Annotated in this window: 14 protein-coding genes; 4 read left to right on the top strand and 10 right to left on the bottom strand. The window is 60.7% G+C overall.

The features are described 5' to 3' along the window. Positions 1 to 38 precede the first annotated feature (38 nt). Positions 39 to 761, bottom strand: a complete 723-nt coding sequence (locus tag JN279_RS31930; RefSeq protein ID WP_202351166.1) for a Crp/Fnr family transcriptional regulator — start codon at positions 759 to 761, stop codon at positions 39 to 41. Between the two features lie 121 nt (positions 762 to 882). Here JN279_RS31930 and hemN point away from each other — a divergent pair, with 121 nt between their 5' ends. Beyond that, positions 883 to 2256 (top strand): oxygen-independent coproporphyrinogen III oxidase, encoded by a 1374-nt coding sequence (hemN, locus tag JN279_RS31925; protein WP_202351165.1) that lies wholly within the window; start codon positions 883 to 885, stop codon positions 2254 to 2256. A 21-nt stretch (positions 2257 to 2277) separates the two neighbouring features. On the opposite strand, the gene JN279_RS31920 is transcribed toward hemN, so the two are convergent. The 6 genes from JN279_RS31920 to JN279_RS31895 form a co-directional block, all read right to left on the bottom strand. Further along, positions 2278 to 2709, bottom strand: a complete 432-nt coding sequence (locus JN279_RS31920; RefSeq protein ID WP_202351164.1) for a potassium channel family protein — start codon at positions 2707 to 2709, stop codon at positions 2278 to 2280. A 75-nt stretch (positions 2710 to 2784) separates the two neighbouring features. After that, positions 2785 to 3234, bottom strand: coding sequence for a group III truncated hemoglobin (locus JN279_RS31915; RefSeq protein WP_096454983.1), 450 nt, complete (start codon positions 3232 to 3234; stop codon positions 2785 to 2787). 41 nt (positions 3235 to 3275) lie between these two features. Next, positions 3276 to 4091, bottom strand: a complete 816-nt coding sequence (locus JN279_RS31910; RefSeq protein WP_244734215.1) for an SUMF1/EgtB/PvdO family nonheme iron enzyme — start codon at positions 4089 to 4091, stop codon at positions 3276 to 3278. A 112-nt stretch (positions 4092 to 4203) separates the two neighbouring features. Next, positions 4204 to 5310, bottom strand: a complete 1107-nt coding sequence (nirK, locus tag JN279_RS31905; RefSeq protein WP_202351162.1) for a copper-containing nitrite reductase — start codon at positions 5308 to 5310, stop codon at positions 4204 to 4206. A 265-nt stretch (positions 5311 to 5575) separates the two neighbouring features. After that, a complete protein-coding gene (locus JN279_RS31900) occupies positions 5576 to 6022 on the bottom strand; it encodes a pseudoazurin (protein ID WP_096454989.1) in 447 nt (148 codons plus the stop codon). A gap of 153 nt (positions 6023 to 6175) precedes the next feature. Then, positions 6176 to 7378 (bottom strand): NnrS family protein, encoded by a 1203-nt coding sequence (locus JN279_RS31895; protein ID WP_202353839.1) that lies wholly within the window; start codon positions 7376 to 7378, stop codon positions 6176 to 6178. Positions 7379 to 7608: 230 nt separating this feature from the next. Between JN279_RS31895 and JN279_RS31890 the strand changes: the two genes are divergently transcribed. Continuing rightward, positions 7609 to 8313 (top strand): Crp/Fnr family transcriptional regulator, encoded by a 705-nt coding sequence (locus tag JN279_RS31890; protein ID WP_202351161.1) that lies wholly within the window; start codon positions 7609 to 7611, stop codon positions 8311 to 8313. Here the strand turns inward: JN279_RS31890 and JN279_RS31885 are convergent. The 3 genes from JN279_RS31885 to JN279_RS31875 form a co-directional block, all read right to left on the bottom strand. After that, positions 8310 to 8519 (bottom strand): DUF1858 domain-containing protein, encoded by a 210-nt coding sequence (locus JN279_RS31885; RefSeq protein ID WP_202351160.1) that lies wholly within the window; start codon positions 8517 to 8519, stop codon positions 8310 to 8312. The two genes, JN279_RS31890 and JN279_RS31885, sit on opposite strands and share 4 nt — an antisense overlap. A 134-nt stretch (positions 8520 to 8653) precedes the next feature. Continuing rightward, entirely contained in the window at positions 8654 to 9070 is a 417-nt protein-coding gene (locus tag JN279_RS31880; RefSeq protein ID WP_202351159.1) for a hypothetical protein, read from the bottom strand. Positions 9071 to 9474: 404 nt separating this feature from the next. Further along, on the bottom strand, positions 9475 to 10422 hold the full coding sequence (locus tag JN279_RS31875) for a LysR substrate-binding domain-containing protein (protein WP_244734214.1): 948 nt from the start codon (positions 10420 to 10422) through the stop codon (positions 9475 to 9477). A gap of 121 nt (positions 10423 to 10543) precedes the next feature. On the opposite strand from JN279_RS31875, the gene JN279_RS31870 reads away from it, so the two are divergent. Then, on the top strand, positions 10544 to 11584 hold the full coding sequence (locus tag JN279_RS31870) for an aromatic ring-hydroxylating dioxygenase subunit alpha (protein WP_202351157.1): 1041 nt from the start codon (positions 10544 to 10546) through the stop codon (positions 11582 to 11584). Next, entirely contained in the window at positions 11581 to 12702 is a 1122-nt protein-coding gene (locus tag JN279_RS31865; RefSeq protein ID WP_202351156.1) for a 2Fe-2S iron-sulfur cluster-binding protein, read from the top strand. Before JN279_RS31870 ends, JN279_RS31865 begins: the two co-directional genes overlap by 4 nt.

Genomic DNA, 12702 nt, shown 5'->3' with positions numbered 1-12702 from the left:
GAGGTGGTGTGCCTAGCGCAAGCGATTGTTGGCGCGCTTCAACCACCGCAGCGCTGCTCCAGCCGGCTCAAGCCGTCGACGATTATGTGCCGGTGGTTTTCGATGCGGATCACTCCCTCGGCTCGCAGCCTGGTCAACTGGCGGCTCACCGTCTCGATCGTCAGCCCGAGGAAGTCAGCGATATCGGCGCGTGTCAGCGGCAGATCGTAACTCGTCGGCCCGGCATCAGTGGCGGGATTGATGTTGCGGGCGATCATCAGAAGAAAACTGGCGACCTTTTCCGAGGCGGTCTTGCGTCCCAATGCCACCATCCAGCTGCGCGCCTCGTCAAGCTCGTTCAACGCCTGCTCGAGCAGACGGTGCTCCAGCTCCGGCGTGTCTTTCATCATCCGCTCGACGACGGTCTTTGGAAACGAGCACAGCGACACCTCCGTCGCGGCTTCGGCATTGATAGAACTTTCCGCCTTGAACGGGCGCCCCAGGAAATCCGGTGCGAACTGGAGCCCGACGATCTGCTGTCTTCCGTCCGGAAGGCCTTTCGTCAACTTGACCACTCCGGAAAGCACATTCGAATAGCATTCGACCGCTTCTGCATCGCCAACGAGCTCAATGCCGGGCTGAACGCCACGCCTCGACGAGGTCCTGGCCAACTCGACCAATTGCTCGGGCTCGAGGGCGCCGCAAACGCCGCGATGGCGTGCTTCGCAGGATTGGCAAAGCACGGGAACGCCGGCACCGTGGACATCCTGTCTGATCGTCATTGCATGGTCCGAGGCCAGAGAGAGGGATAGGACATCGCTGCAGTATCGCGATACTGCCCATGGGGCCAAACGCCTTGATTGAAATCAAAGCGCGGCATGCCCGCGCGCCTAGACTGGGCCGATGCAACCGAAAACAGCCAACGACGCGCCCGCCCTTGTGACTGCCAATCCGGCTGAAAACGTGCCCCGCTATACAAGTTACCCGACGGCGCCGCACTTTCATCCGGGCGTCGATGCGGTAGTGGTACGCGGATGGATGGATGCCCTCGAAGGCGATGACGAGATATCGCTCTATCTGCATATCCCGTATTGCGACCGGCTGTGCTGGTTCTGTGCCTGCCACACGAAGCATACCCGTCACTATGCCCCGGTTGCCACTTTCCTGGACTCCCTGCACAGGGAAATCGAAACTGTCGGCCAGCTTGTGCGCGACCGGGGAAAAGTCCGCGCGGTGCATTTCGGGGGCGGTTCGCCCACCACGCTTAGACCGCAAGATATCCTTGCGCTGGGAAAGGCTCTGCGGGACCGGTTCGACTTTCTCGCCGGCGCCAGTCTCAGCGTCGAGCTTGATCCAAACGATATGGACGAAGGGCGCCTCGATGCCTTCGCCGCGATCGGCATGACGCGAGCCAGTCTTGGCGTCCAGGACTTCGATCCCAAAGTGCAGAAGGCGATCAATCGCGAGCAGAGCTTTGCGCTGACCAAAAGCGTCGTCGATGCGGTGCGCGAGCGAGGTGTCGGCTCGGTCAATCTGGACTTGCTCTACGGGTTGCCGCATCAGACGTGCGAGAGTGTTGCGACCACTGTCGCCCAGGCTCTCACGCTCGCCCCCGACAGGATTGCGCTGTTTGGCTATGCGCATGTGCCATGGTTCAAGAAGCATCAGACGATGATCGACGAGGCTTGGTTGCCTGATCCCGCCGCGCGTCTGGCGCAGTCGCAGCTTGCCGCAAGATTGATCGTCGACGCAGGCTACGAGATGCTGGGCCTCGACCATTTCGCCAGGCCGGACGATGCGCTGGCCGTTGCTGCCCGCGCCGGAAGAATCCGCCGCAATTTCCAGGGCTATACCGAGGACCAGTGCGAAACCCTGATAGGTCTTGGCCCTTCGTCGATCAGTCGATTCCGCCAGGGCTACGCACAGAATATCGTCGCGACCGGCAAGTACGAAAAAGTAGTGAATTCAGGAGAGCTGGCGATAGCCCGCGGCATCGAGTTGAGCGTCGATGATCAGGCGCGGGCGTGGGCCATCGAGCGTCTAATGTGCCAGTTCACCTTCTCGGCGGTGGAGCTTGTCGAACGCTTTGGAGCGGCCGGTCAAACGCTTTTGTGTGAAGCCAGCCGGCTGGCCATCGGCAGTGCCGGCCACCTTCTTCGCCTCGATGGTGAGAGGTTCGTCGTACCGGAGGAAAGTCGCCCGCTCGTCAGGACAGTGGCCGCGAAATTCGACAAATATCTGCGAAATGGAATTGGCAGGCACTCGCTAGCGGTTTGAGCAACGGCCTGAAGCCACCGATCAAAAGTGCTCGCCGGCCCTGAAGGGCCCGACGCGAGTGCCGGCCGCGATCAGATAGGCGGTCGACCAACCGATCAGCAGAAACCCGTTGATGCCTTCCAGTGCCGCCAGGACGCGCCAGTCATGGGCAGGCACGACGTCTCCGTAGCCGACCGTGGAAAAGGTGATGGTCGAGAAATAGAGCGCGGTCTCAAAGTCACTCAGGATTCCAAGCAGCCGGTATATGCCGGCCCACAGCCAGACTTCGGCGGTCATGACGGCAAAAAGCCCCATCACGACGGTGATCATGGCTACGACCCGGCTGCGGCGGCCGTGCATGCGGAAGAGCGCCACAAGGCGTGCCATCGCATGTGTGATGGCGATAAGGCCGAAAGTATGGATCAGGACCGTCAGGCTTATGACGATCGTGCCGACGAAGAGATTGAGGATCATCCGGGGACATTACCGCACGAAGGACCGTAGTCCTTGCGCACGATCAAACGGCGATCCGACTGTCCTGGCGGTGCCTTATTGGCCACCTGCGGGGGCGGTATGACCAAGGCGAAAGAACATGGCGAGCTTCAGGCTCGTTGCTATCCGCTGTGCCCGCTCGACAAACACCACCGCGGTTTCGGGCGCAAACACCTCTGCCGCCGTCTCGCCGAAGAGGGCTAGCCAGATATCGAAATCGGCCTCGGTGACATCCTTTAGCTTCAGGTGAGCGGGCACCGGCCGCCCATGATAGTCGCCGCTCTTCAAGATGACGGAGCACCAGAAGTCCGCCATCTTTTCCAGATGAGGCTCCCAATCGCCCACAATCTCGCGAGCGAAGATAGGCCCGAGGCGCAGATCGGCTCTCACCTTGGAATAGAACTTGCGGACCAACGCTGCTATGGCCACCCGGTCGACGTCGGGCCGGAGAAGCGGCTGATCGGCGACGGGGCGAACCTTCTCAAGCAAGATCGACTTCGAGGTCATTCACGTTCCATGGTCTTTGAGAGGTCATTGGTCTTTGGCAGTCAGGTGAGTCCCAGGCGATGAACAGCGTCCTGAAGGAAGCCGCGACGGTCGTGGACGAGGCGAAAGCCGAGATTGTCGGGCGGGGTGCCGACCGCGCAGCCGCCGCTCTTGCCGTCCCGGATAAAGTTCGACATGTAGGTGCGATGGAAGCCCTCGACGGCATGAACGCCGCAATTGTCGATCGCGCTTGCCGTTTCCGCGTCATCACCGGCGATTGTCGTGTGAACGTAGCATGTCGAGGTCCATTCCCAGACATTGCCGGCAATGTCGGCCAGTCCCTTCGAGTTGATACCGAAAGCCCCTTGGGCTCTTGGCTCGGGGTCTGGTGCGCGCCCGAGCGACGATTCGGCGCGATACTGGCCGAGCCAGCGCTGCGCGGGGTTTTTGGGGTCGTTTTCATTTGCCTCTATGTCACCGCGAAAACGTTCGCCGGCGGCGTAGGCCCACTCGACATCGGTCGGCAGTCGCCACGTTTCCCCGGTGCGCTCTGAAAGCCAGCTTGCATATGCTTCGGCGTCGATGTGGCTCACGCCCGTGACCGGGACGTCGCCCACCTTGCGCAGATCCGCCGGTTTGCAGGCGCCGTCCGCGACACAGCGTGCATATTCCCAAACGCTCACCTGGTATTTCATGATCTCGAGCGGGGCGGCGATTGTTTCGCGCGCGACAGGCGCCTTGACCGGGTGATTGGCCTTGAGGAACTCACCTGGTTTGGCGTGATCGAATGTGCCGGGCGCAAGGATTGCCGTCACGGGTGACTGAAGTGTCAAATCGCGGCTGTCGTTGGCCTCATTGGCGATGCCCAGGCCGATCAACGCGGCAGCCGCAATGACGCCGAAAGTGAACACGGGATCGAAGGACATGGCACGGCACCCGATTTCCGGTGCAACCCCGCTGAGCTGCAGGGTTGCACAATCATCCGTTCGCTCAGGAGGCAATTGCCTTGGGCGCCTCGACCTGCATCATCAGGTCGTCGTTCCAGCTGCCGCCATCCACCGTGAAGTGTGCGGTGGCCCCCAGTTCGACCGCTTCGATCAGATTGTGGTTCACATAGGCGTAGACGCCCGGCTGCAGGAACGTATAGAGCGCCGCGCCCGCCGATCCGCCGCGAATGAACCAGGTTTCGAGATCCCTTGCCGGCGGATTGGCGAATTTTCCCTGTTCCCACACGAAGTCGCCATGGCCGCCGATGAGGTGAGGGCGGGTATCGCGATTGGCCTGGGAATGAATGATCAGGACCGTTTCACCGACCTTCGCCTTCATCGCATTTTCGCCCGTCAGCGATCCTGCCTTGCCGTTGAAGACGACATGGGTGGGAATCAAGCCGCGCATCACCTTGACCGTGTCGTCGTAATTGTCGCCGGCCGAGTCGTACTTCTTGAATTTTCCCTGGTCGTCGCGCGGGATGTAGAAGTCGTTTTCGCCGACATAGTAGATGCGGTCGTAGCGAATGGGTTTGCCCTTGTCGTCCTTCAGGCCATCGCGAGGCAGGACCATGACGGTGCCGCTCATGCCGGACACGACGTGCCATGGGATCATCGCGCCGCCGGGCGCGCAATGATAAACGAACGTGCCGGCCCGGGTGGCCTTGAACCGCAACGTTACCTGCTCGCCGGGATTGATCAGCGTCAGCGCGCCGCCGCCGAGCGCGCCGGTTGCGGCGTGGAAGTCGATGTTGTGCGCAAGCGTATTGGTATCGGGATTGATCAACGTCAGCTCGAGGTAGTCGCCTTCATGGACGACCATCAGCGGGCCCGGGATTGAGCCGTTGTAGGTCATGGCGTTGAGCTGCGTGCCGTCGGCGTCGATGACGACAGGCTTTTCCTCGATCTTCATCATGAATTCGACGACCTTCGGGCCGCCTTTGGCAACCTGGTCATGGGCATGCACGAAAGGCGGCGCCACCAAGGTGACCTTCTCGCGCGGAAGTCCGGCGACGTCCTTCGCGCTCGCCGCTGCCGGCATTGCGCTTATGGTGGCAACAGCTGCTGCCGTGAGAACAGATCCCAACAAAGCTTCACGTCTGGTAAGCATCGTCTTCTCCTTGGTTCCAAATCCGTTGATGCCTCCAGATTACTCTCAGCCACGCACATTTCTTTGCGCTAACGCAAATCAAACTCCATCGGCGGGTGTCTTTCGATTTTTCGAATACTTTATTTCGCGCCGTGGCGATGCATCCGGCCGCTTGTTCAAGTCCAAGACGAAACAGGCCGGACTGGACCTCTCCCCTGGTCCGCCCGGCCTTCCCCCCCTCCGGACTTCGCCAAGACGGAGGTGGTATCTATGAAACGGTCGTCGTCTAGTTGGCTGCGGCCTTGCTGGCCTCAGCGAACAGTTCGGCGAACACCGGCTTGGCCTTCCCGATCTGCTTGACGGCCTGTGCCGCGTCCAGGTTGACAGGCTTGCCGACCAGGATCAGGGCCACCATGCCCATGCCATAATGGGGCGCGCACTTGACGCCGTAGAAGCCCTCCTTGGTGAGGGTCACGGTAATTTCTTCGCTGGGCTTTCCCTTGAAAGGCTCGGCGCCGTCCGGGATCATGTCCTTGATAGTCTCGGCGTCGTGGGACTTGTCGGTCGGAACAAACTTGATCGTGTCTCCGGGCGCCGCACGGATGAAGGCGGGCTGGAAGACCATCGCACCCTTCTCTCCCTTGTTCAGCATCTGCACGACGTGTTCTTCGGCATTTGCCGCGCCGGCAAGGGAGAGCAGCGCGACAGCCGCGGCGATCAGGGGCAGTTTCATCGGGAAATCCTTTCTTGAGTAGTTCACGGCTTCAACCGTTGGATCCCTTTTAAGCCGCGCCTTGATCGCGCGACTTGCGCTGGCGCAAATTGATCAGGGAAATAATTCTTGCTGCCACATGGCATGTTGCAGGTCGCAGTGTTGGCGGCTTTCTCAGGCCGCGTTTGCAGGACGACGGGCTTGCAAACGCGGCATAACGAGCATTCGCCCGAACAGCACCGCATAGCCAATGAACGCGATTATCCAAAGCGCCGCCGCCATATGCAGAAGCGTCGCGACCGCTGGCGCGAAAGCCGCCAGTATCCGCAACATTGCCGCAAGCAGGATCGCGGCGAAGACCACGCAGGTGCCGATGGTCGCGCGCAACTCGCGGCCAGTGTGGCCGAGTGTTGCGCGCGACATGACCGCAAGCGTCATGGAGGCCAATGCTCCGACGCCGAACGCGTGAATGCCTGCTGCCGCAGGCACTTCCTCCGGAACGAAAGTGGCGAGGCCAGCCAGGAAGAGTCCGATCGGGACGAAGGCGAATGATGCATGAAGGATCAACACCAGAGGATCGCGCAGTGTGCGGTCTCCAGCCCAGCGGGCAAGCCGAATGGCATTGAGGATCGCCGCCGCGATCAGGATCGACCCGGTGACTGCATGGTCGTGATAGAACGTCCAGCCAAGCAGCCCGAAAGCCGAAAAGAGGATTGTCGCCGTATCGAATCTGCCGAATGGCACCGGCAAGCGCCCCGGCCGCTCACGCACCAGCCAATTGCGGGTGAAGGAGGGGATGATCCGGCCGCCTATGATCATGACCAGCACGATTGCAGCGCCAAGGCCGAGCCGGCGGCTGGTGTCCGTCACGCCTTGAGTGTGCGCCTCGGCATGAAACATCACATTTGCCGCCAGAAGCACGGTAACTGGGAGCAAGACCTTGAGGTTTCTCCAGTTCCTGCCCGCCACGATTTCCACCGCGGCGGCGATAACAACCGCAAGAAGGAAAGCGCAATCGACGACGGCGCCGAGCAACCAGCCCGTCTCAGCCGAAAAGAAGACGGCGAGCCGACCTGCGGACCAGAGCACCACCAGGGCCAGCAGCGGAAGACCCTGCAAAGGCAGCCTTCCTGTCCAGTTGGGTATCGCGGTCAGCAGGAAACCGGTCACGACCGCAGCCAGATAGCCGAACAGCAACTCATGCACATGCCAGTCCACTGCCGAGAAGGCGCTGAAGGTTTCGAGCTTGCCGTCGTACAATGGCAGCCAGAAGAGGATCGCGCCGCCGCCAAAGAGCGAGCCTAGCAAGAAGAACGGCCGGAAGCCGTTGGAGAGAATGGTCGGGTGGGCGCCCGGACGCGTGCGTGGAATTGCCATGAGATCCCCTAAGACAACAACGACCGGCAGATGAAATAGGATGGATCGGCGGCCGCCAATCCGGACGTTGTATCTTGAATGAGGCAAGCTCAATTTGCCGTTGCGCAAACAAGGGCGGGAATGTCCGGAAACGCGGATGCCGCTTGCTGCTCCTCGGCTGACCATGAGACAGTCAGTGATCAGCTAGCGATGGATTTGTTGAATGTCGTTTGATTTCAAAGGAGGCGCACGTGGGTAGCCTCGATCCGTCGCTCATTGCCGGGCTTCCCGTTTTTGACGGCCTGCGAGCCGCGGATCTCGACCGCATTGTCGGTCAAGCCAGGTCGCTCCGGATCGCCAAGGACCATCCTGTGTTTGAGCAGGAGCAGGAAGCGCATTCGTTTTTCCTGCTGCTCGACGGACATGTGCGCGTCGTCAAATCGACCCCGGATGGTCAGGAGGTGACGGTGCGCTACATCAGTCCGGGCGAGTTGATGGGGATCGCTCACGCATTGGGCCGTGCCACATATCCGGCAAATGCAGTTGCTGCCGTCGATTGCGTGGTTCTTGCCTGGCCAAGTCGCTTGTGGTCGACCTTCGCCGCTGATTACCCCAGTTTTGGCGCCAACACCTACAAGGCCGTCGGCGGCAGGCTTCAGGACGCACACACACGCGTCATCGAGATGGCCACGGAACAGGTGGAGCAGCGCGTGGCCCATGCCCTGCTCAAACTTGCCAAGCAAGCGGGCAAGAAGACAGAAGAAGGCATCCTGATCGACTTCCCGATTACGCGCCAGAACATAGCCGAGATGACAGGCACGACGCTGTTCACGGTGAGCCGATTGCTATCAGCATGGGAAGAACAGCAACTGGTCAAAGGCGGACGCCAGAAGGTGACGCTGGTCGCGCCGCACCAGCTCCTTCTGATTGCCGAAGGCAGGACGCAGAAAAGCTAGTCGGAATTGCCAATCGCAGTGCGCAAATCGCAACTCAGCTGTTCCTCATCGAGCTCATGCTCGCGCGCCGCATCCGAAATCGTGTGGAACGATGCAATCGGACAACCGACGCAAAGCATGCCGTTTTGAAGCACGATCCGGATGGCGGCCGGCGACATCCTCATGATCTCGTCCATGGTGGCATCGTCGCTGAAGTTGCGTTTCATAGCTGCTAATCCGCGCATTCGTCGCGGACATTCTGCATCAGTTTATGGAACGCTCGTTGCGATGGGACAAAGAGGAAGCAAGACTCGAAGTCGCTCCCTGGCTGAGATCAACCACCAAAAACCCTGCGCCTAGACTAGGTGCGTCCTTGTTCGAGAAGCTTCGCAAAACCTGGGCTATTGGGACAGAAATCCTGATAGTGGTTTTCGAAATCGAACGCGGCCAGGAGACCGCGGCACTGGCGACGATGCGGGCAGGTCATGCAGGTGCGCGACATGCCACCGCGCACGGCTTCCAACGTTTGAAAGCTGTCGGGATCAATGCCGACCGAACGCATTGCTGGAGTAAGCAGGTCTTCCGAGGCATAAGGGAGCCGCATGGCGTCGTCGAACTCGGTTCGCGTTAGACCCAGGTCGTTCAAAATTCCCGCGCATTTGTCCGAGCCCTGCGCCCAAAATTCTCTTCTAGCCGCGTTGCTCCGCTCTCGGTCTACAAGAAAGGAAATTGCGAACCGCCAAGCTTCGACAGTTTTACTCGTGAGATTGCGTGCCATTCGAGTTCCCATTTTCCTTGATCACCTGGAATCGACTTCGGCGCACATCATAACGCCGACGACCCGGCGCAACTTTGCGCTAGCGCAAGGGTGCTCTGGTGGCGCGTTTGTTAGACTCTGTCTGCCATGCAACAGCGCCGCGGCCGCTCGGTGGCTCGTCTATTGCGTAGTTGTAACGAAGCAGACAACCGCAGGGAATCGAGGTCCGCGTTTCGATGCGGCCCGAACTGGACGCACAGGCTCGCCTGATTGTCGCGAACGATTTGGCGGCCGAGTTTGATGGAGTTCTTTTTTGAACGTAGCCAGCCCGGGTAGGGCAACGCGCTTTGAACGAACGAGAGCAAACGACAGAAAACCCGTCCGGATGCTCGATCCATGCCGGTATTTTGACATGCCCAGGTCGCTCAAGTGCTTGCTTGAGAGCGTTGCGGAACCCAGCCAGCTGAAAAAGCATCCAGGCGTTTGCAAATCGAAACGATCCAGGCTCGCAGTTCCGGTCCGAAGGGCTTGTCCAGCGCTGCACGATCCCAGGCAAGGAAATAGGCAGCGGGTAGCTGCACCCGTTCGTTGAAGGGTACGATCAGCCGGCCGGATGCAATGTCCTCCGCAGCCATGGACAGCTGAGCAAGAACAAACCCCTTTCCATTGATTGCGGCGTCTATCGCGGCGCTTGACAGTGAAAAGGCCACTTCACCCGAAGTCCTTCGGCGCGAGGCACCAATCCTGTGCGCCCACTCCGCCCAGCTCGGCGGCGATTGATGGTCCCGTGCCCATTCTATGCCAAGCAGGGGAAAATCAAGAATATCCGAGGGCCTCTTCAAGGGGCGGTTGGCCAGCAATCCAGGCGCGCAGGCAGGGACCACCCAATCCGTGAACAGTTCAGCATAGTGATCGAACTCATGAACCTTCGTGCCGTACGAGATTCGAAAATCCACTTGATCGCTGCCAAAACGCGGCTCTTGCTCGGCGCCGAGCAGACGCACCGTCGCGCCGGCGTGAGCCGTCTGCCAGTCCAGAAGCTGAGGCGCCAGCCATTTGCTGGCAAGCGATGGAAGGCAAGAGATGGTCAGCGCGCTCTCCGCACGCGCTCGTTCGACAATATGCTGCGCTTCGCGAAGCTTTTCGAAGCCTGAGGAAACGGCCGCATGGTAGGTTCGTCCCCAGGACGTTAGGGCTACGCTTCTGCCGCGGCGTTCGAGCAAACTCAGTCCGAGCGCATCTTCCGCCTTGCGGATCTGCTGGCTCACCGCACCAACCGAAACACCAAGCTCTACGGCGGCTGCCGTAACGCTGCCACATCGGCCGAACGCCTCGAAGGCCTCGATCGCACGGAGGGGCAACGCGTTCTTCACCTGGGGACAATCCTGGGGTCCGTTTGGTTTAGCATTTCTAAAATAGAACGCAGATGCAAGCCCTTTGTCGTGCCCGGCCCGAGAGCTATCAGTCTGGTGGTAGCAAGCTCGGGAGGACGCCATGTTTCTTCGAAATTGTTGGTATGTCGCGGCATGGGACGCGGAGGTCGGCGACGGGCTCAAGCCTGTGCGCATCCTGGGCGAAGACATCGTCCTCTATCGCAAGACCGATGGCGTGGTGGCCGCGCTTGAAGATGCGTGCCCGCATCGCAAGCTGCCGCTGTCGATGGGCCGCATCAAAGGCGACACGGTGGAATGCGGTTATCACGGGCTGACGTTCGACAGTACGGGCACCTGCACCCGCGTGCCCGGGGCGGAAAAGATACCGCATGTGGCGTGCGTGCGTTCCTATCCTATTGCCGAGCGCTACGGCTTGCTGTGGGTCTGGATGGGTGAACAGCAGAAGGCCGATCCCGCCTTGATCTTCGAGGTCGACCACTGGGGCGATCCGGCATGGGGGGTCAATCGCGGCGAGTCCATGACGCTCGACTGCAACTATCTCTACATGACCGACAATCTGCTGGACCCGTCGCACGTCTCCTGGGTTCATCAGTCATCATTCGGCGGCGTTCAGGCGATGGAAGACGTGCCGCTAGAGACCACCGTGGGTTCGGACGGGGTGACTGTCTGGCGCTGGATGGTGGATGTTGAGCCGGCGCCGTTCTACGCGCCGTTCCTCAAATTCTCAGGCCATTGCGACCGCAAGCAGCACTACGAAGTGCGCTACCCCAGCAACGCCATCATCAAGGCCATCTTCGTGCCCGCCCGTACCGGCGGCGAAGGCAAGCCATACCATGAAGACGTATTCCTCATGGACAGCTACAACTTCATGACGCCCGTCGATGACAATCAGACGAAATACTACTGGTTCCAGATGCGCAACTTCGCGCCCGACGACCAGGAGGTCTCGCGCCGGTTCGCCACATCCGTGCGCGGGGCGTTCGACGAAGACCGCGCTGTCTTGAATGCCGTGCACAAAGGCATGGCCAACAAGCGGACACCCAATCTCGATCTTAAGATCGATGTCGGACCGATGCGCTTCCGCCGCAATCTTTCAAAACTCATTGCCGCCGAGAGCCAGCAATTGGCCGCGGCCGAATGAGCTCACTGTCCGCCCGCGCAAGTGCTGGACGAAGCGGGTTTCGCGACCTGAAGGTCGTCGCGAAGGTAAGGGAGAGCGCGATCATCACATCGTTCCTCCTCGAGCCTGTGCAGGCGCAGGGCTGGCGCGCCTACCAACCGGGCCAGTTCCTGGTGTTCCGCATTCCCGTTTCGAAGCAAGCGGCGGCCGCAAAGGACTATGTGCTGCGAAACTACAGCGTCTCCGGCCCGCCGAGCGTCGTCGGCACTTACCGGATCAGCGTCAAGCGAGAGGCGCCGCCCAGTCCGGGGCTTCCCGCCGGGGTGAGTTCCAGCTTCCTGCACGACCAGGTGGAGGTGGGTGACGTCCTGTCGGCCGAGGGGCCGCGTGGCGATTTCGTTCTCGACACCGGCAGCAGCCGGCCCGTTGTCCTGCTCAGCGGTGGCGTGGGCCTCACACCGATGGTGTCGATGCTGCACGCGCTTGCATCGGCACCCGATCGCCGCGTCGTGTTCATCCACGCCTGTGAGAACGGGGACGTTCATGCGTTGCGCGACGAGGTGTCGGCCTTGGCGGCCACACGGCCCGGCGTCACGGTTCACTTCTGCTATCGCTCGCCGACGGAGCGCGACAGATCGGACCGGAAATTCCACAGCGAAGGCCTGGTTTCGCGCGAAATGCTCCAGCGTCTTTTGCCGCTCGATGATTACGACTTCTACCTCTGCGGTCCGCCGCCCTTCATGCAGGCGGTCTATGCGACCGTGCGGGGGCTTGGCGTACCGAAGGCGCGTGTCGCCTACGAGTTTTTCGGACCGGCCACGGTGCTCGATGTCGCTCCGCCTGCCATCAACGTCCCGCCAAAGGTGGGGATCGAACCCGACGGCAAAGCCGTTGCGGTCGAGTTCCGCAAATCAGGAATCAAGGCGGCATGGGACGGTATCTCATCCCTGCTCGAATTCGCCGAGGAGCAAGGCCTGGAACCGGAATTCAGCTGCCGCGCCGGTGTCTGCGGCACGTGCAAGTCGCGACTGATCAGCGGTGAGGTCAGCTATTTCGAGGAACCGCTCGATGAGCTTGCGCCAGGCGAAGTGCTGCTGTGCTGCTCGAAGCCGCGCGGATCGGTCGTCCTGGATATCTGA

The sequence above is a fragment of the Mesorhizobium sp. 113-1-2 genome (genome assembly GCF_016756475.1).
In the GTDB taxonomy this organism is placed as follows: Bacteria; Pseudomonadota; Alphaproteobacteria; order Rhizobiales; family Rhizobiaceae; genus Mesorhizobium; species Mesorhizobium loti_C.
The sequence above is the reverse complement of the archived record's forward strand: the minus strand, read 5'-3'. Positions and strand labels throughout refer to the sequence as shown.